The 19,643-nt window shown below is 43.2% G+C and carries 16 protein-coding genes, 1 pseudogene and 1 riboswitch; of the genes and pseudogenes, 13 read left to right on the top strand and 4 right to left on the bottom strand.

Annotated elements, in window-relative coordinates:
• The first annotated feature begins 90 nt into the window (after positions 1-90).
• The 6 genes and pseudogenes from CZ434_RS13320 to CZ434_RS13290 all read left to right on the top strand — a co-directional run bounded on the left by CZ434_RS13320 (position 91) and on the right by CZ434_RS13290 (position 9,402).
• Positions 91-1,092 carry an LLM class flavin-dependent oxidoreductase gene (locus CZ434_RS13320; protein WP_077623595.1) on the top strand — a complete coding sequence of 334 codons (1,002 nt, stop codon included), beginning with the start codon at positions 91-93 and terminating at the stop codon, positions 1,090-1,092.
• A gap of 48 nt (positions 1,093-1,140) precedes the next feature.
• Positions 1,141-3,480, top strand: coding sequence for an RNA polymerase recycling motor HelD (helD, locus tag CZ434_RS13315; RefSeq protein WP_342745691.1), 2,340 nt, complete (start codon positions 1,141-1,143; stop codon positions 3,478-3,480).
• A gap of 28 nt (positions 3,481-3,508) precedes the next feature.
• Positions 3,509-4,690, top strand: a pseudogene (locus CZ434_RS13310) (UvrA family protein); the annotation flags it as partial.
• Positions 4,691-5,248: 558 nt separating this feature from the next.
• Positions 5,249-5,354, top strand: a riboswitch (SAM riboswitch).
• Between the two features lie 97 nt (positions 5,355-5,451).
• Positions 5,452-6,501: an LLM class flavin-dependent oxidoreductase gene (locus CZ434_RS13300; protein ID WP_077623593.1), complete on the top strand. Its 1,050-nt coding sequence runs from the start codon at positions 5,452-5,454 to the stop codon at positions 6,499-6,501.
• A gap of 15 nt (positions 6,502-6,516) precedes the next feature.
• The gene (locus CZ434_RS13295; protein WP_077623592.1) at positions 6,517-7,476 is read left to right on the top strand and encodes an ATP-grasp domain-containing protein; all 960 of its coding nucleotides are present in this window, start codon (positions 6,517-6,519) and stop codon (positions 7,474-7,476) included.
• Between the two features lie 333 nt (positions 7,477-7,809).
• Positions 7,810-9,402: a BCCT family transporter gene (locus tag CZ434_RS13290; RefSeq protein WP_077623591.1), complete on the top strand. Its 1,593-nt coding sequence runs from the start codon at positions 7,810-7,812 to the stop codon at positions 9,400-9,402.
• A 67-nt stretch (positions 9,403-9,469) separates the two neighbouring features.
• Here CZ434_RS13290 and CZ434_RS13285 read toward each other — a convergent pair whose 3' ends face one another.
• Positions 9,470-9,916: an Rrf2 family transcriptional regulator gene (locus CZ434_RS13285; protein WP_077623590.1), complete on the bottom strand. Its 447-nt coding sequence runs from the start codon at positions 9,914-9,916 to the stop codon at positions 9,470-9,472.
• A 195-nt stretch (positions 9,917-10,111) separates the two neighbouring features.
• Between CZ434_RS13285 and hmpA the strand changes: the two genes are divergently transcribed.
• The 4 genes from hmpA to CZ434_RS13265 all read left to right on the top strand — a co-directional run bounded on the left by hmpA (position 10,112) and on the right by CZ434_RS13265 (position 13,378).
• On the top strand, positions 10,112-11,338 hold the full coding sequence (gene hmpA, locus CZ434_RS13280) for an NO-inducible flavohemoprotein (RefSeq protein WP_077623589.1): 1,227 nt from the start codon (positions 10,112-10,114) through the stop codon (positions 11,336-11,338).
• A 107-nt stretch (positions 11,339-11,445) separates the two neighbouring features.
• A complete protein-coding gene (locus CZ434_RS13275) occupies positions 11,446-12,276 on the top strand; it encodes an aldo/keto reductase (RefSeq protein ID WP_077623588.1) in 831 nt (276 codons plus the stop codon).
• Between the two features lie 181 nt (positions 12,277-12,457).
• Positions 12,458-12,697, top strand: a complete 240-nt coding sequence (locus CZ434_RS13270) for a ferredoxin family protein (protein ID WP_077623587.1) — start codon at positions 12,458-12,460, stop codon at positions 12,695-12,697.
• A 285-nt stretch (positions 12,698-12,982) separates the two neighbouring features.
• A complete protein-coding gene (locus CZ434_RS13265; RefSeq protein WP_077623586.1) occupies positions 12,983-13,378 on the top strand; it encodes a TlpA family protein disulfide reductase in 396 nt (131 codons plus the stop codon).
• A 10-nt stretch (positions 13,379-13,388) separates the two neighbouring features.
• Here the strand turns inward: CZ434_RS13265 and CZ434_RS13260 are convergent, their stop codons facing one another.
• Both CZ434_RS13260 and CZ434_RS13255 read right to left on the bottom strand, forming a co-directional pair.
• Positions 13,389-13,715 carry a hypothetical protein gene (locus CZ434_RS13260; RefSeq protein WP_077623585.1) on the bottom strand — a complete coding sequence of 109 codons (327 nt, stop codon included), beginning with the start codon at positions 13,713-13,715 and terminating at the stop codon, positions 13,389-13,391.
• Positions 13,716-13,827: 112 nt separating this feature from the next.
• Positions 13,828-14,136 (bottom strand): thioredoxin family protein, encoded by a 309-nt coding sequence (locus CZ434_RS13255; RefSeq protein WP_077623584.1) that lies wholly within the window; start codon positions 14,134-14,136, stop codon positions 13,828-13,830.
• Between the two features lie 686 nt (positions 14,137-14,822).
• On the opposite strand from CZ434_RS13255, the gene CZ434_RS13250 reads away from it, so the two are divergent.
• Entirely contained in the window at positions 14,823-15,290 is a 468-nt protein-coding gene (locus CZ434_RS13250) for an NUDIX hydrolase (RefSeq protein WP_077623583.1), read from the top strand.
• A 17-nt stretch (positions 15,291-15,307) separates the two neighbouring features.
• On the opposite strand, the gene CZ434_RS13245 is transcribed toward CZ434_RS13250, so the two are convergent.
• The gene (locus CZ434_RS13245) at positions 15,308-17,104 is read right to left on the bottom strand and encodes a solute:sodium symporter family transporter (protein ID WP_077623582.1); all 1,797 of its coding nucleotides are present in this window, start codon (positions 17,102-17,104) and stop codon (positions 15,308-15,310) included.
• A 193-nt stretch (positions 17,105-17,297) separates the two neighbouring features.
• Between CZ434_RS13245 and CZ434_RS13240 the strand changes: the two genes are divergently transcribed.
• Both CZ434_RS13240 and CZ434_RS13235 read left to right on the top strand, forming a co-directional pair.
• Complete coding sequence (locus CZ434_RS13240; RefSeq protein ID WP_077625192.1) at positions 17,298-18,086, top strand: SDR family oxidoreductase; 789 nt, start codon at positions 17,298-17,300, stop codon at positions 18,084-18,086.
• A 174-nt stretch (positions 18,087-18,260) separates the two neighbouring features.
• Positions 18,261-19,235, top strand: a complete 975-nt coding sequence (locus CZ434_RS13235) for a ring-cleaving dioxygenase (RefSeq protein WP_077623581.1) — start codon at positions 18,261-18,263, stop codon at positions 19,233-19,235.
• The last annotated feature ends 408 nt before the right edge of the window (positions 19,236-19,643 follow it).

The raw sequence follows: 19,643 nt of genomic DNA, 5'->3' as shown, positions 1-19,643 counted from the left end.
CCTTTGTGCACGCCATTGGTAAATACGCCCTTTAGGTTGTACCATATGGAAATAACAAGCAATTATTTTTGCTGCAGGAGGGATATAACCATGGTAAGGTTGAGCGTTTTAGATCAATCAGCAATCAAAAAGGGCGGAACTGCCCGTGAAGCATTACAAAATACAGTGAAACTAGCCCAAGTCACCGAGGATTTGGGCTACCATCGATTTTGGATATCGGAACACCATTTGGAAACATTGGGTCATTCCAGTCCGGAGGTATTCCTACCGCATATCGTTGCAAACACATCTACTATCAGAGTTGGATCAGGTGGCGTGATGCTCCCTCATTATAGTGCTTATAAAGTCGCCGAAAACTTCCGGCTGCTGGAGGCGCTTTACCCCGGCCGGATCGACCTTGGGGTGGGGCGTGCACCAGGTGGGATTCCCCTTGCTACAGCAGCATTGCAGGAAAATAAACAAAGAGGCGGGGAAAACTACGCCCAACAGATAGAGGACCTGGTTCATTATTTGACAGGTTCCTCTAATAAACACCATCGGTTCAGGGGGTTGAAGGCAATGCCGGATATACCTACCGTTCCGGAATTGTGGCTGCTCGGATCGAGTGGAGGCAGTGCGGGGCTTGCTTCTGGACAAGGAATCTCATACGCTTTTGCCCAATTCATCAGCGGCCAGCATGGGGGTCCTGTCGTCAAACAATATCGGGATAGATTCCAGCCATCGATTATACAGGAGCAACCACAAGCTTTAGTAGCATTTTTCTTGGTATGTGCAGAAACGGATGAAGAAGCTGAGCGTCAGGCTACAAGCATGGATGTTCAATTTTTGAAAATTGCGAGAGGGGAAACTGGAGAAGGAATCATACCGCCGGAAGAAGCACTGAAATATGAATTCTCCCCCTATGAAAGACAATATATCGAAGAAAACCGTAAACGAGTGCTCATTGGGTCACCGGAGACGGTTAAACGTAAGATTATACAATTAGCCGATGAATACGGAACAGAAGAGTTTATGTTGGCAAGTATGGGTTATGATTTTGAGGACAGAGTGAAAGGTTATCAATTGTTGGCAGAAGCATTTGCGGAAAAGTAAAAATGGATATCAGGGCAGACAACCATATCGGTAAACCTTCTTAGGAGTGTGGCTGTATTGAGTGAGAAAGATAAGAATTGGATGACAGAGCAGAAACGTCTGGAACAGGTGTTGGAAATCATTAAGCACCAATCAAGAATCTTGGAAGAAAGAAAGGGAGGATTGAAAGACAGGGTCATCGACATTCGTAAAAACTTTTGGGAAGACGTCACCGTCAACCTGGATGAAATCGATGATATTATTGAAACACAAGCCAGTTTAAAACAACAAGCAGAATTTCTCGGTGAGCGTGAAAGAAGCCATGGGCAATTGAGCGATCAGTTGAAAACCCTGGACAGACTGAAAGATTCTCCTTACTTTGGCCGGATTGATTTCCAAGCAGAAGATGAAGATGCTCCGGAACAAATTTATCTGGGCATTGCTTCTCTGATGGATGAAAATGAAGAGGATTTCCTCATCTATGATTGGCGTGCACCGATTTCGAGTTTATATTATGACTTCCCGCCAGGTCCTGCGGAATATGAAACGGCGGAGGAAAAGGTCAGCGGGGAAATGACTTTAAAGCGTCAGTACATTATCCGAAATGGACAACTAAAAGGGATGTTCGATACAGGATTGACGATCGGCGACCATTTACTGCAGGCCGTTTTGGGTGGTAACGCAACTAATCAAATGAAAAGTATAGTAGCAACCATTCAGCAGGAACAAAATCAAATCATCCGGAATGAAAAGAGCAAGCTTCTCATCGTTCAGGGTGTTGCTGGTAGTGGAAAAACATCTGCAGCCTTGCAACGGGTTGCCTATTTATTATATAAATACCGGGAGACCCTGTCTTCAGAGAATATGATTTTGTTTTCGCCGAATCCGTTGTTTAATAGTTATGTTGCAACGGTTCTCCCTGAATTAGGCGAAGAAAACATGAAGCAAACGACGTTTTATGAATATTTGAAAACACGGCTTGGCAGGCGCTTCCTGATCGAAACGCCGTTCGAACAAATGGAATACTACTTGAATGCTGAACAGGACAGGGATTACAGAGCTAGAGTGACTGGCATGCAATGGAAAGGGAGTCTCCGTTTCAAAAATCTGATCGACAATTTCCTGGAAACTCTTCGAACAGAGGGACTGGAATTCAGGAATATCGTCTTCCGTGGAAAAGCGGTTGTAACCAACAGCGAAATAGCCAGCTATTTTTACTCCCTTGATAAGGCCATGTCTATTTCCAACAAAATGGAAGGTGTTTCGAAATGGCTGTTAAAGAAGGTTAAGGATTATGCCCGCAACGAACTATCGAAGGATTGGGTATTGCAAGAGAGTGAGCTTCTGGAGAAGGAAGAATATCATGATGTCTATCACAAAATGCAGGAAGAAGATGCAGCTTCGGACGACCCGTTCTTTGATTTCGTGAGGGAAGAAGAACTTCTACGAAAAAGGGTAATCAAAGAGAACTTCCAACCATTGATCCGGAAAATCAAACGGATGTCCTTTGTCCATGTCAAAAATACTTACCGAAAACTATATGAAAGCCAGAGTGTGGAGAGTGGTTCTGCGAGCCTGCCGGACGGGTGGGAGGATATCTGCAGAGTGTCCATCGACATGCTGGATGATAATAAACTGACATGGGAAGAAGCGGCACCGTTTTTATACTTCCAGAACAAACTGATCGGTTTTCAGGTTAATCGCACCATCAGACACGTATTCATCGACGAGGCACAAGATTACTCTCCATTTCAGTTTGCCTTTTTCAAAGAGATATTTCCTTACAGCAGGATGACGCTGTTGGGAGACATTAACCAGGCCATATATGCACATGCACTGGAAGACGGGACATTATTATCAGAGGATATCGAAGACCGGCACGAAAGAATCACTTTGATGAGGAGTTACCGATCTACAAGACAAATTGTCGAGTTTACAAAGGCTTTTATGCCAGGTGGTGAAAAGATCATCCCGTTCAACCGGGATGGAAACAAGCCCGCTGTTAAAGAAACAAATAATAAGCAGGAGCTGCATGATCTGTTACTCGAGCAAATAGAAGCATATCGTTATAAAGGATATAAAAATGTGGCGGTTATTTGTAAAACGATGGCAGAAAGCGATGATGCCTTTGACTTTTTGGAAGGGAAAGTAGATGCGGCATTAATCGACCAGGAAACCTTCACGTTCCAGGAAGGCCTTGTTGTCATCCCTGCTTACTTGGCAAAAGGAATCGAATTCGATGCAGTCATCATCTACGACGGCTCACAGTCTGCATATAATGACGAATTGGAACGTAACTTGTTCTATACAGCCTGCACACGCGCCATGCACGAACTAACAGTCCTGTCTCTCGGTGAGCGAAATGACTTCATCAACCAGGCCGGAAACGACAAGTATATCCTTCTCTAGGCAACCATGTAAGCTTCACAGTANCGAGCACGGCGGTCAAATCGTCTCAAGCGGGACACCGAAACAAGTGATGAAGGATAAAAATTCCCTGACAGGCCAATATCTATCAGGAAAGAAATTCATCCCGCTGCCAACGGAACGGAGAAAGCCGGATAAACGGGCGATTGAAGTCATCGGGGCGGAAGAAAACAACTTGAAAAAAGTGAACGCCAAGATTCCGCTTGGATTGTTTACAGCCGTGACCGGTGTTTCCGGTTCCGGTAAAAGTACGTTGATCAACGAAATTTTGCACAAATCTTTGGCCATGCAACTGCACCGCGGCAAACAAAAGCCCGGCAAGCACAAGCAAATCAAAGGGATAGACAACCTGGAAAAAGTCATCGATATTGACCAGTCCCCGATCGGTCGTACGCCTAGGTCCAATCCGGCGACATATACCGGGGTATTCGATGATATCCGGGATGTATTCGCCCAGACCAACGAAGCGAAAATCCGCGGCTATAAAAAAGGCCGCTTCAGTTTCAATGTGAAAGGCGGACGCTGTGAAGCATGCCGCGGCGACGGAATCATCAAAATCGAAATGCACTTTTTGCCCGACGTTTATGTCCCTTGCGAAGTGTGCCACGGCAAAAGGTACAACAGGGAAACATTGGAAGTGAAGTACAAAGGCAAAAACATTGCCGATGTGTTGGATATGACGATTGAAGAATCTCTTGATTTCTTTGCCAACATCCCGAAAATCCAGCGCAAGCTCCAAACGATTTTCGATGTCGGGCTTGGCTATATCAGGCTCGGACAACCGGCAACTACTTTATCAGGCGGAGAAGCACAGCGTGTCAAACTGGCAAGTGAACTCCATCGCCGTTCCAACGGTAAATCGTTGTATATACTGGATGAACCGACAACAGGGCTGCATGTGGACGATATCTCCCGTCTGCTTGAAGTATTGCAGCGTCTCGTCAACAATGGCGATACAGTATTGATCATCGAGCATAACCTCGATGTCATCAAAGCTGCCGACAACATCATCGACCTCGGCCCGGAAGGCGGAGACAAAGGCGGCCAGATTATCGCAACAGGCACCCCGGAAGAAATAGCCGACCATCCACAATCCTATACAGGCAAGTACTTGAAGCCTATTTTGGAACGGGACAGAAAAAGAATGGAAGACAGAATAACCAAACAGGAAAAAGTCGCACAAAATAATTAACAAATAACCAGCCCCTCTCTCCAATAGAGGGGCATTTTTGCATACTTATCAGGGTGTACTCGTCCCGCTTTTTACTTACTTTTAAGGTTCAAAGTAGAGGGAAACTGCGACATAGTGACAATTCTATTTTTTGAAGCTTATGCTGTTCTGCCTTCGCTTTTAGGGATTTTCTGAATTTTGATGTTAGGAATACCTCATGTTAGACATACTTTGGAACAACTTCTCACTTGATCAGAAAAACGAATGAAGCGGAGGAAAAATGCGAGACTCCAGTGGGAAAGGAACAGTCTGAAGACCCCGCAGGGCGCTTTTCCCGAGGAGGCTGAAGCGTTCCCCACGGAAAGCGAGTATTTTTCCGCAGCGCTGGACTACCACTCAATCCAAAAAGGATGGAAGGAAGTTCCGTTAAGTGAAGTTAGTTATGTCGCAGTTTATCTATATTGCGTAATAATGATGCCTTTTAAATAATGGTCTTTTACAGATATTGTTAAATAAATCGACAAAAAAATATTGAAATAAACCCTAGTTATTTGATATGATTTAAACAAATAAATATGAATCTTATAAAGAGCGGCGGAGGGAAAGGCCCTATGAAGCCCGGCAACCCACTGGATTACCAGGAAGGTGCCAAATCCTGCAAAACATTCGTTTTGAAAGATAAGAGAAGCGTTGATGGAAAACTTCTTCTTGTCGAAGAAGTTTTTTTGTGTCTATAAAAATTTTCTGACATCGATGTGAAAGAATAGAAGGAGAGAAACGAAATGAAATATGGTTTTTGGCTGCCAATCTTTGGTGGATGGTTACGAAATGTAGAGAATGAAAACATGCCTCCTACATTCGATTATGCAAAAAAAGTAATTCAATCAGCTGAAGAGTGGGGCTATGATACTACTTTGATTGCTGAATTATATTTAAATGATATAAAAGGAACAGACAGGGATTCCCTTGAAGCATGGTCAACTGCAGCCGGCTTGGCAGCAGTAACAGACAAAATAGAAATCATGACAGCGGTCAGACCGGGATTTCACAATCCGGCAGTGGCTGCAAAAATGGCCTCAAATATCGACCATATCAGTAACGGCCGCTTCACTCTGAATGTAGTCTCGGCATGGTGGGAGGAAGAGGCCAGGCAATATGGAGGTGCTTTCACAGCACACGATGAACGATATGACCGTACTGAAGAGTTTCTGGACGTATTGAAAGGCATGTGGCATGAAGATACTTTTTCTTATAAAGGAAAGTACTATGATGTACAGAATGCCAAACTTGAACCAAAACCCGTACAGAAACCGAATCCTATCCTGTATGCTGGTGGAGAAAGTCCGCGTGGAAAGCAGGCCATAGTTGAAAATTGCGATGCATATGTCATGCATGGAGGAACAATCGAAGAAATTGCCAGCAAAATTGCTGAAATGAAAGTATTAAGAGAAGAAAAAGGCAAGGAACCTTTCCAGTCATTCGGCATGGCGGCATATATTATTTGCCGTGACACAGAGGAAGAAGCCCTCGAGGAATGGAAGCGGATTACAGATGTAAAAGATACAGGCGGATATGCAGGTTATCAGGACTTTGTAAGCAAGTCGCAGCTGGAGCAACAAGTGAAACTCAATGATTACTCTGTTTCCAACAGGGGACTCCGGCCAAATCTTATCGGCACACCAGAACAGATTGCGGAACGGATTGTTGCTTATGAGGATGCGGGGTTGGATTTACTCTTGTTACAATTCTCTCCGCAATTGGAAGAGATGGAGCGTTTTTCAAAGCAAGTCATGCCAGTGGTAGAAAAGAAAAGACAAGAACGGGAATACTAGGGGGAGGACATACAGATGGAGAAAGTCTACGTCATTCATGAGAATAAAGAATGGACAGAGCATTTAACGAAACGATTGGACGAGCTTGAGGTTCCATATGAAGAATGGCATTTGGACCAAGGGCTCGTAGACCTGACGGAAGAACCGCCGCACGGAGTCTTCTACAGCAGGATCAGTGCTTCATCTCATACAAGAAATCACCGCTACGCTCCAGAATTGACTGAAGGAGTTCTTGCATGGCTGGAGCGTCATGGCAGGAAGGTAATCAATGGCAGTAAGGCCCTTCGCCTTGAAGTCAGCAAAATCAATCAATACATGGCCCTGAATCAAGCCGGAATCCGGACACCAAAGACCCTTGCGGCAGTGGGAACGGAACAAATTATACAAGCGGCTGAGAAGCTCCAGACACAATCATTTATTACCAAGCACAACCGTGCAGGCAAAGGATTGGGTGTGCAGTTGTTTCATTCCATCCAGGCCTTAAGAGAGTATGTGGAAGGACCTTCATTTGAGGAGCCTGTTGATGGAATAACGCTTGTGCAAGAATACATTCAAGCACCAGAGCCTTATATCACACGATGTGAATTTGTGGATGGTAAGTTTTTATATGCGGTAAAAGTCGATACTTCGGAAGGATTTGAGTTATGCCCGGCGGATTCATGCACCATTGACGATTTATTCTGCCCGGCGGGTGAGAAACCGGAAGACCAATCGAAATTCCGGGTTACCCAAGAGGTCGATAAGGCCCTTATCGAAAGTTATGAGCGGTTTTTAAGCGAAAATAATATTCAGGTTGCCGGAATAGAGTTTATCAAAGATCAGGACGGGCGAATCTACACTTACGATGTGAACACCAATACGAACTATAATTCAGATGCGGAAGCAAAAGCCGGGAAATACGGCATGTTGGAAATGGCTGCCTATTTAAAAGAAGAGTTGGATAAAGTGAAAGACAAGCAAATATTAACAGTATGATGATAACGAAATGCTTACCCATATCAGGGTAAGCATTTTTTTTGGACGGGATGAACAATGTCATTATTTGACGCTTTTTAAGCATAAACTTATAATATAACTTATGTTTGGAAAGATAAGAAAGGTGTGAGCAGTTTTCCTGTTTTAAAATCGAATGACAAGTGACTAAACAAGTAAAAATACGGAGAGCAAGCCGATGGTCTTTCGGACTTGAAGAATTATTCGATTTTATAAGGTAAGAATAATTTCCCATCCAATGGTCTGCAATGACAGATAGAGAGAGAGGGAAACGTTGTTGTGGGCACTTGCTCCTTAAAAATCAGGAGGAAAAAAGTGCGACAAAAGAAAAACATACCAGCTTCTGCAAAAACCGACAAAACCGTTTTTGCGGTAAGTGGAGGATTATTACTATTATTTGTGATTTTATCTTTAATTGATTTAGATATGGTTGGAGAGTGGATTACCCAATCATTTAACGTATCTGCAAAATACTTTGGATCATATTGGCAGATATTATTATTGGCAAATCTGGTTATCGGCCTGGTCCTTGCCTTCTCTAAGTATGGAAAAGTTCGTTTAGGGAAGAAGGACAAGCCTGAAAATTCCTATTACCGCTGGATTGCCATGATTCTATGTACCTTGCTGGCAAGCGGTGGAGTATTTTGGGCTGCGTCGGAACCAATGTACCATTTCATCACCAATCCCCCGTTGTTTGACGATAACTCCTCAACTATGGCAGGAGTAGAGCCTGCTTTGGCGCAAAGTTTTCTTCATTGGGGGTTTATGGCTTGGTCAATCTTAGGAACACTGGCAACCATTGTGTTAATGTATGCCCATTATCATAGAGGCTATCCTATGAAGCCAAGAGCCATGTTATATCCTGTCTTTGGCGAAAAGATTTTTCATAAAAGCATCATCGGCAGTCTAGCAGATATCATATCGATAGTTGCGGTGGCTGCCGGTACAATGGGACCGATCGGGTTCCTGGGAATGCAAGTAGGATATGGTGTGCATTCGTTGTTTGGTATTCCGAATACATTAACAACCAATATCATCATTATTGGCGTATTGGTTGTTATAGCTGCCATTTCGGTTGCTACAGGAGTCGACAGAGGAATCCAGTTTTTAAGCCGCATGAATGTTGGTTTGACTGTTTTTCTTGCGATTGCCATGCTTATTGTCGGACCGACTATGTTTATTATCAACAAATTTATTTCTTCAGAAGGCTTTCACCTTCAGAATATGCTGACAATGTCATTATACCAGGGAGATCAGGCGTGGCTTGGTGCCTGGACCGTGTTTTTCTGGGGATGGTTTCTCGGATATGGTCCAATGATGGCTATTTTCATCGGCAGAATTTCGCGAGGCAGGACGATTCGTGAACTAATTATCGCAGTCGCTGTGGTTGCACCTCTTGTCAGTAATTTCTGGTTTACTGTAGTTGGCGGGAGTGGCATCTTTGCGGAGTTGAATAATCCAGGAGTTATATCCAACCCCTTGAACGAGGGTGGAATGCCGGCTGCGGTTATGTCGATTATGGATCAAATGCCAATGGGATTATTATTGGCTATCGGGTTCCTGATCGTTACAGTCGTGTTTGTGTCGACAACGGTCGATTCCATTTCCTATACAGTGGCAGTGACACTTACTGGTGATGATCATCCGCAGAAATGGATCAGAGTTTTCTGGGTACTATTATTCGGTATCTTGTCTGTTATTTTGCTGGCAATCGATCCTGGCAGTGTGACAGCTATTCAAAACTCCATCGTTGTCACTGCAGTTCCCGTGTCCATTTTGATGCTGCCGACACTCTGGGATGCTGTGAAGGTTGCACGTCACTTAGCAGCAGAGCAGGGGATAACGAACACAGTAAAAAAACCAGTCGGGAAGAAGTCTAACCCGGAAAAAGATTTAGTAGAAGATTGATTGCTTGTTATATTTGTGCCATCACCATTAAAAGGGTGATGGCTTTTTTTTTGCGATTTCCCGGTTATTACTCTGCTGCATCGCTGCTCATAAGCTTTTGGAGATTATCTTTGTTAATAATCATATCCCCGAGTGTATAAGCATCCAGTGTAGCCAAAAAAGCATCAAGTGCTTTCTTAAGGACTCCCTGTAGACGGCAGGCATCAGTCAGGATGCAAGAATCAGTAGAAGGATCGAAGCACTCTACGACAAAGAAATCCTCTTCCGTTTTTCTAACCACTTCCCCTATGTTAATTTCTGCAGGAGGCTTGGCCAGCTTCAGCCCTCCGTTCCTGCCTCGGGTTGTTTCCACATATCCCAATTTACCGAGCTCGTAAATAATTTTCATTAAATGATTGTGAGAGATATTGTATATAGAAGAAATCGTCTTGATTTGAACCAGTTGATTATCAGGACGAGTCGCCAGAAACATGAGTACTCTAAGCGAATAGTCCGTGAAACGGGTCAGTTTCATTTTGTGATCATCCTTTGATTGGATTTTGTACTTAGTTTATCACAATTAGTCCATCAGCAAAGAATGAAGAATACTTGAAAAGTTTATGATAATTATGTGTCCATTCCTGAAAACATGTATTTTAGATATTGCTTTTACTCAATAATAGTGAAAAGATGTATACAAAATACATGTTAAATAATAGGAGGCATAATCATGTTAGATCAAAAGTACATTTCCATTGTTAAGTCGACTGTTCCAGTATTAGAAAAGCATGGCACCCAAATTACGACAAGGTTTTATCAAATGTTGTTTGAAAACCATCCTGAATTATTGAATATTTTCAATCATGCCAATCAGAAGAAAGGCCGCCAACAACAGGCATTGGCAAATACTGTTTATGCTGCTGCACAATATATTGATCAACTTGAAACAATCGTGCCGGTTGTCAAACAGATAGCACATAAGCATCGGAGTCTTGGTATAAAACCTGAACATTATCCTATTGTCGGTGAGCACTTGCTCATGGCCATAAAAGATGTGCTTGGAGACCAGGCAACCGATGAGATTATCGAAGCATGGGGAGAAGCATATGGGGTAATCGCGGATGTCTTCATTAAAGTCGAAGCAGAAATGTATGAGGAAGCGGCAGCTGCCGAGGGTGGCTGGAGAGATTTCCGTTCCTTCGTCGTCGATAAAAAGGTGAAGGAAAGTGATGTGATTACCTCTTTTTACCTTATACCGGAAGATGGCGGCAAGCTTCCGACTTTCCTGCCTGGACAGTATATTTCCGTGAAAGTGGATGCTGAAGGGGAAGAATACACACAAATCAGGCAATACAGCTTATCAGACGCACCAGGCAAACCTTATTACCGAATCAGCGTGAAAAGAGAAGAGGGAGCCAACACTCCAGACGGGAAGATATCGAATCATTTACATGCTCACGTCCATGCAGGGGATAAGTTGGAAATCAGTGCTCCAGCAGGTGACTTTGCCCTTGATCTTGACTCAGATGAACCAGTTGTATTAATGAGCGGAGGAGTAGGGCTTACACCGATGATGAGTATGCTGAATACCATTGTTGAACAACAGCCGGAGCGAAAAGTTACTTTCATCCACGCGGCACAGAACAGTGGCGTGCATGCGATGAATGACCATGTCAAAGAGTTGACAAAAAGACATCCGCAACTGACAAGTTATGTGGTTTATGACCAGCCGACAGACTCAGACCGTGAACAAAGCCTCTTTCATAAAGAAGGGTACGTTACGCTTGATTGGCTGAAAAACATCCTCCCATCCAATGCTGCCGAATTTTACTTCTGTGGCCCTGTTCCGTTTATGAAAGCAGTCAACAGTGCGCTGAAGGAATGGCAAGTTCCTGATGAGAAAATTCATTTTGAGTTCTTTGGTCCGGCTTTGGATTTAGAAACGCAAGCTTCTTGAATGATTGATTGAACAGTAAGGTTTTCCTCCTTCCCATGAGCAAGATACGTTTAATTGTGAAAAGAGTATGGGAAAATACCTTTGTATAGAAAAAAGGAGGAATGAACATGCCAACTAGTTTACAAGATACCACTACCTTGCATAACGGTGTGAAAATGCCATGGTTCGGACTCGGAGTATTTAAAGTAGAAGAAGGCGACGAAGTAATCCAGTCCGTGAAAGCCGCTATTGCGAACGGCTATAAAAGTATTGATACAGCTGCAGCTTATCAAAACGAAGAAGGAGTCGGACAAGCAATCAAAGAGTCAGGGATTGCACGTGAAGACCTATTTGTCACGTCAAAAGTCTGGAATGCGGATCAGGGTTATGATTCAACCATCGAAGCTTTTGAAACAAGTTTAAATAAACTGGGTCTTGAATACTTGGATCTTTATCTTATCCACTGGCCAGTGGAAGGTAAATACAAAGATACATGGAAGGCAATGGAAAAGTTGTATAAAGACGGCCGCATCAAAGCTATCGGTGTCAGCAACTTCCATGTACACCATTTAGAAGATCTTCTTCAGGATGCTGAAATTAAACCTATGGTAAACCAAGTGGAGTTCCATCCTCATCTTGCCCAAAAAGAACTACGCGACTTTTGCAAGAAACAGGATATCCAGCTTGAAGCATGGTCTCCTTTAAAGCAGGGACAGCTATTAGAAGATCCTGTGATCAACGAAATCGCAGAAAAACACAGTAAATCTGCAGCCCAAGTGATTTTACGTTGGGACTTGCAGAGCGGAGTTGTGACAATTCCAAAATCCGCGAAAGAACATCGCATTAAATCGAACGCCGATATCTTCGACTTTGAACTTTCTGCTGAAGATATGGAAAAAATCGATGGACTTAATAAGGACGAAAGAGTCGGTCCGGACCCGGATAACTTTGATTTTTAAGTAAAAGTTTATAGTTTAAAAGCCGGATCCAATACAAGCGGTCCGGCTTTTGTTTTTCCTGCTGCATACAAAAGGCTTATCGTTATTTTTCCAAATGTGTTACCATAACTCTATAAAGATTTGTTGTTGGATACCTATTGGATTTGATGATTGTCAGTATATACTTACAGGAGGAGTTAGCATGGCTTTTGTTATTACAAGCCCTTGTAAAGATGAAAAAGCAGCAGAGTGTCTAACCGTATGTCCGGTTGATTGTATAGAAGAAGGTCCGGATCAATTTTTCATTGACCCGGATATCTGTATTGATTGTGGTGCATGCAAGGCTGTATGCCCGGTCGATGCGATTGAAGAAGAGTACGACCTCACTCCAGAGCAGGAAGTCGACCTCGAGCGAGCAGAAGCATTCTTTGCCAACCGGTAAACAAACAAGCTCCTTCCCAAAATGGGAGGAGCTTGTTTTGATAAAGGGCGGTTCCTGAACAGATTACAAACACTGCAATTAGATCGTAAAGATAACTGCTGCTTAGGTAATAACCATAAACCGCGACATAACTTTTATGTGACTTCCTACCATCCTTTTCGGATTAAGTGGTAGGCCGGCGCTGCGGAAAAATACTCCCTTTCCGGGGGCAGCACCTCAGCCTCCTCTTGAGCAAAAAGCGCGCTCACTGCGGGGTCTTCGGAAGCTGCTCTTCNTCTATTTGAATTGCCCTTTATAGACAGTAATGAATTATATCAGTTGGAAGAGGATAAAGGAAAGATCGTTGTCATCACTTTCTGGGTATCCTGGTGTCCTGATTGTGCTGTCGATCTGCCGAAAAAAGAACAGCTCTACCAAACGATGGATAGAGAAAAAGTCAAAATGATGACAATTAATGTAACTGGAAGAGAACGAGAAGAGAAAGCAGGGTTATCATACAAGGAAAAATTTCTAAAACAACCAACTCTCGCAGATGAGAATCGAAAGGTATATGAACGATACAATTGTGAAGGGGTTCCCTCCACCGTCATTATTGATCAGGATGGAGAACTAAGAGGACAGTTTGGAGAGAAAGCAAACTTCCTGGAAATCGTCAAAACCATCGGCGGCTTACTTGATTGACAGTCTGCAATCATGCCAAAAAGAGCAGTGTTTCAAAAAACAAACAATCCCGGTAACTTCCATTCCAACTGGCAAGTGTATTTGGAAATGAAGTGAGCCTTCCCTGGCCCTCAAACAGTTGGACTAATATGCCTTCGCTTACTTCAATAGATAAATCGGATTTCTCTACGAACCACTCTTTTGTAACAGTGATTACACCGGATTTAAAGATAATCCAGTACTCAAGGTCATTTCGGAGTTTCAACTGTACACAAAAGTTTTTATCATGATATAAAAATAGCAAATCACCATTTGCGCTCAATCGTTTCTGCCATTGATGGATGACGGCTTCGCCCATGTAAATCCCCCCTGTGAAATAATTCTACAAAGGGGGGATTTATCCTTTAATTAGTGGATCAATTCGTCAATAATGCAAGTCTCCATCAGCTGGTTAAAGAAATATATTCATCTCATTTTTCTCGAGAAAGATAGGGAGTAATTCTTTCGATGATATTTGGAATCGAGCGGAACGCATATATTTTTTCTTTCACAACCCCAGATTGCAGGATGATGAGACACGGAACACTTTCCACTCTTTGATTTTGCATGAACTCAGGAAATAAAGAAGCATTCATTTCATAAAAATTTATATCACTATCCATCTTTTCGATTGTAGCCAGCATCTTACTTGCCAGCTGACATGTTCCACAAAAAGGAGTCTGGACAAAAAGAAAACCAGTCCCCACGGAAGCTAGCGGATCTATATCAATTCGTTTCATAAAACCCTTCCTTTAAATGCCTTAAAATTGCCGCGATTACTCGTCCAACTAAAGATACCCCGCACTGACTCAATAACCATATACTGCGACATAACTACAGAGTGGCTTCCTTCCATCCTTTTCGGATTGAGTGATGAGCCGTCGCTGCGGAAAAATACTCCCTTTCCGGGGGCAGCACCTCAGCCTCCTCTTGAGCAAAAAGCGCGCTCACTGCGGGGTCTTCGGAAGCTGCTCTTCCCCCAGGACTTTGAAAAGACATCCATGCATTTACACCGCACGCAGAAAATCGAACTTTATTTTCAAGGAGTGTCGCATTTCCCCTCCGCTTTGGGTCGTTTTTCTGTTCAGGTGAGAAGTGATCCTATAATATCTTTAACATGGAATATTCGTAGCCGAGATTCAGAGAACTCCAACCAGCGGAGGTAGAATACGTAGACTCCTGCAGGAATAGCACGCGTCCGAAGATCCCGCAAGAAGCGCTTTTGCTTCTGAGGAAGCTGAGGCCGTGCCCGCGGAAAGCGAAGTGTTCTGCCGCAGCGAGATCATACCACTCCGTTATCAACAGAACTACAGGAACAACATGAGAATAGAATTTTCACTATGTCGCAGTTTCCCTCAACTATGAAATTTAAATAGTAAAAAGAAATGATTCAAAAGCTATAAAAGATCTTATAAGGGGTAATCGAATGGATTATATTAGTTATTTACGTTCAATGGTTGGACATGAAAAGGTAATCATGGTAGTTGCTGGTGTGTTGGTTTTTGATCTAGAAGACCGCATACTTCTCCATCTTAGAGCCGACAACCAGTCATGGGGCCTCCCTGGAGGGTTCATGGAAATGGGTGAAACCGTTTCGGAAACCGCCAGAAGAGAAGTCTTTGAAGAAACTGGCCTACGTCTTGGAAGTTTAGAACTTTTCAGTCTATATTCTGGCCCGAAAAAAGAGAAAACACTTCCAAGTGGTGATGAAGTAGCAATGGTCCAATTATGGTTCACCTGTAAAGACTTCCAGGGCGATTTGGTTAAAGAAAATGAAGAAAGTTTAGATACCGGGTTCTTCGCCCTTGATAATCTCCCCGAGAAACTATTTTCCAGCCACGCAGAAATAATCGAAGAGTATTTATCAGGGAAACAGTTCCCGATTATTGACTGATGATCCAAGTCTTCCAATTAATCCGATTGGGAGACTTTTGCTTCCTGCAAGGTTTTCTCTTCATCGCTTGCTTCTCTAAATAAATAAGCCTGATACTTTTTTGTCCAACGTTTCAAAGCCCATAGATAACAAATAACGGTTAAAAAGGCTAGCGCACCGATTGCGGGCCAGAATACCGGTGATACCACCCCGGCCGGGTAAGCCAGACCGACCGGGGAGAACACGATATAGACAGCGCACATGGACGCCAGTAAGACGACGGTTATCGGTAGGGCATGCTTCCACGGTGTCATCCCCACTTTTGGATCTTTCTTGAATACATAAGCTTCTTTTCTTGGTTTCCAATATCGTAAGACAAGCATGATCAATACTTCAATGGCAAACAAAATACCATATATATGAATGTAGTTGATATTGACAGGAAATCCGAACAGATGGTCTGTACCCCATACCAACATATAATAGGAAATGATATGGAAGATGATGACAACCTTTGCGGCAATTGCCGGGACAAATTTGGAAAGTGCGCCTGCTAGTAATATGGTGACAATCGGTATATTGAAGAAACCAGTAAATTGCCTGATCAAGTTCCACAAGCCAGTCGGTGCATTCATGAGAAGAGGAGATATAAAGAAAGTGATAAAGGCGATGATTGTTCCGAATATCTTACTGACTTTGATCAACTTTTCATCACTTACTTCTTCTTTTGCACGAGGTTTATACACATCAAGCGCGAACATGGTAGCGGCACTGTTTAACAAGGAATTATAGGAACTTAGGACAGTTCCCAGCAGGACTGCCAGAAAAAAACCTGATAAGTAAGTCGGCAGTAACGCATTAACAAGAGTCGGATAGGCAAGGTCAACATTTTGTAGGTTATCTCCATATAAATGGAAAGCGATAATGCCTGGAACCATCATCATGAACGGAACCAGCAATTTATAAAAGCCTGAAAAAATAACCCCCTTTTGCCCCTCTTTCAAACTTTTCGCTCCAAGTGTTCGCTGGATTACATACTGATTAGACGCCCAGTAGAATAGATTGGCAATGACAAGTCCGGTGAAAATACTTCCGAAGGGCACATCATCATCCGGTCCTCCAATCGCATTCAGTTTTTCAGCATTATTTACCGTGATTTCCTTCATGCCGTTCAAGATATTTCCATCTCCAAGGGTGAAAAACCCCAATACAGGCATCAGAAGACCGACAATCAAAAGTCCAATACCATTTAATGTATCAGATATAGCCACAGCTCTAAGCCCTCCGAAGATAGCATAGGCAGCACCTATTAATCCTACAACCCAGACAACCAGCCATACTGCGCTCGTGAAAGATATACCGAGCAGTTCCGGGACGTTGAACAGCCTTAAAACCGCTAACGCTCCTGAATATAGCATGGATGGTATCGTTACAAATATATAACCTAACATGAATAACACAACAACAAAGAGCCGGACCGTGCTGTCAAACCGTTTATGCAAAAATTCAGGTAAGGTGGTGACAGACCCTCCTAAGTAACGTGGAAGTAGATAAAGAGCCATTATGACTATTGCAATAGGCGCCGTCACTTCCCAGGCCATATTTGACAGATTTGCGCGGTATGCCTGGCCATTTAACCCTACCAGTTGCTCAGCCGATAGATTGGTGAGTAATAGTGACCCCGCAATAAATCCACCAGTAAGTCCACGGCCTGCCAAAAAATATCCTGAAGAGTCACTTACTTGATTTTTTGTTTTCCGGTAGGCAACAAAGGCTATAATTCCCATGAAAAACAAACAGGATAGTAAAGTAAACCAAAGACTTGTATAATCCATGAAGCTTCCCTCTAATCTTAATGAAATAATAGTTAAATGGAGAATACCCTTACTTGCTTGTCCTAACACTTCAAATAAAGTTGTTTAACTACGTTAAAAGGGGAAATATATAAGGAACAAAGAGAGACATACCTTTATTCGGGGTTCCATACGAGAAGTTCATTTGAATAGCCTGCAAAACAGAGGAGGAAATATATTGAAGAACCTGGAAGGTAAAGTTGCGGTGGTAACGGGAGCCGGTTCAGGAATAGGTAAGGCGTCTGCTTTAAAACTAGCAAAATCCGGCGCCAAGGTGGGCCTGATTGATTTAAAAGAAGAGAATGCTGCTGATGTAAGGGAGGAGATCATTTCATCAGGAGGGGATGCAATCGTCGTCGACACTGATGTATCCGATTCTAAAGAAGTGGCACATGCGATTGATGTCTTTGTAAAAGAGTGGGGAAGACTGGATGTGGTGTTTGCCAATGCTGGCATAAATGGTCGAGTTGCCCCTATTGAGGATCTTGAGCCGGAAGATTGGGACCAGACATTGACAACCAACTTAAAGAGCACATTTATGACAGTGAAATATGCTGTTCCTCATTTAAAGAAACAAGGTGGAAGCATAGTGATTACAAGCTCCATCAATGGCAACAGAACCTTTTCCGGATTTGGTATGTCAGCATACAGCTCTTCCAAAGCTGGCCAGATGGCTTTTGGAAAGATGGCAGCCCTGGAACTTGCGGAATATAAGATCAGAGTCAACATTATTTGTCCGGGAGCAATTCAGACAAATATCAGCAAAAATACATTTCCCGATGAGGAAAACTTGGATAAAATAAAAATTCCTGTCGAGTTTCCGGAAGGCAATCAGCCGCTTGAACATGGAGCGGGGAAACCGGAACAAGTTGCAGATTTGGTTCATTTCCTGGCCTCTGACGCTTCTTCTCACATTACTGGAACAGAACTGTTTATTGACGGTGCTGAATCGTTGCTAAGATAAATAATTGTAGGGATGGCCGCATTTCCATGCGGCTATTTCCCGGGAAATGTCTGAAGGACAGAAATAGTGTCGATAACTGGGGATATTTTCCTGTTTGACATCCGTTACAATCTGTATTAATATATATCTTGAAATCGAGATAATTACAAACATTGAAAAGAAAGAGGGATGGGAATGGAACTGAAGGGAATTCACCATGTTTCCGCCATCACTGCTAATGCAAAAAACAATTATGATTTTTATACTAACGTTATGGGGATGCGCCTTGTGAAAAAATCAGTCAATCAGGATGATACAAGCATGTACCATTTATTTTTCGCAGATGAAAAGGGCCGTCCTGGAACTGATTTGACATTCTTCGAAATTCCAAGGGCAGGACACACTTATGAAGGGAATAATAGTATTTCTGCCACATCATTGCGAGTTAGAAACGATGAGTCGTTACATTTTTGGAAAAAGCGTTTCGAGGAAAAAGGGGTAGAACACGAAGAAATCAAAGAACAATTCGGTCGTAATGTTTTATCTTTCACTGACCCGGAAGGACAGAGACTTTTGTTGGTTTCTGATCAGAATAATCAAGGGGTGGAAGCTGGCATCCCATGGGACAGGAGTCCAGTACCACAGGATAAAGGAATAACCGGCTTGGGGCCTTCGAAACTAACGGTTCCAAATGCAGAAAAGACTGTCCAAGTACTAACAAGTATCCTTGGCTTCAAGAAAACGGGAAGCTACTCCTCGCCCGTCGCAGGAAATGCTGATATTCAAGTATTTGGGACTGGAGAAGGCGGAACAGGTGCAGAGGTGCATGTCGAGGAAAGGGTAGATGTTCCGAAAGAGCGACCTGGTCGCGGAAGTGTCCATCATGTGGCATTCCGGGTGGAAAATTATGAGGAACTTGGACAGTGGGAACAACGAATCAAGCAAGCAAGATTTCCTAATTCCGGCCTTGTTGACCGTTATTATTTCCAGTCCTTATATTTTCGGGAGCCAAACGGCATATTGTTCGAGTTGGCTACAGATGGACCGGGATTTGCGACAGACGAAGATATTGAACATCTTGGCGAAACCGTCGCCTTACCGCCATTTTTGGAAGATCAGCGCGAACAAATCGAAGCAAAACTTACCCCTTTGGATACAAGTAATCATTAAGAACAGGAGCAAAAATCCCCGCTCCTGTTCTTTTTGAAATCACTTATTATTTCAGAAAATCCATAAACTGCGGCATAACTTCAGTTTGACTTCCTTCCGTTCTTTTTAGATTGAGTGGTAAGCCGACGCTCCGGAAAAATACTCGCTTTCCGTGGGGAACGCTCCAGCCTCCTCGCCGGAAAACCACCGGCTGTGGGGTCTTCAGACTGTTCCTTTCCCACAGGAGTCTCGCATTTTTCCGCAGCTCGGTATAGGTTTCTAATTAGGTGAGAAGTGATCCTGAAATGTGTCTAACTTGGTTCTCCATATCAAATACGGAAAAAAAAACATTTACTAGGGAGGCATAGCCAGACACCTGTGATTATTTCACAGCACTCACTGCGTGTCTTGGGACTGCCTTACTCCTAA

It is taken from the genome of Sediminibacillus massiliensis (assembly GCF_900156915.1).
Taxonomy (GTDB): Bacteria; Bacillota; Bacilli; order Bacillales; family Amphibacillaceae; genus Sediminibacillus_A; species Sediminibacillus_A massiliensis.
Note: the sequence above shows the minus strand (reverse complement) of the source record. Positions and strands in the feature narration are given on the sequence as shown.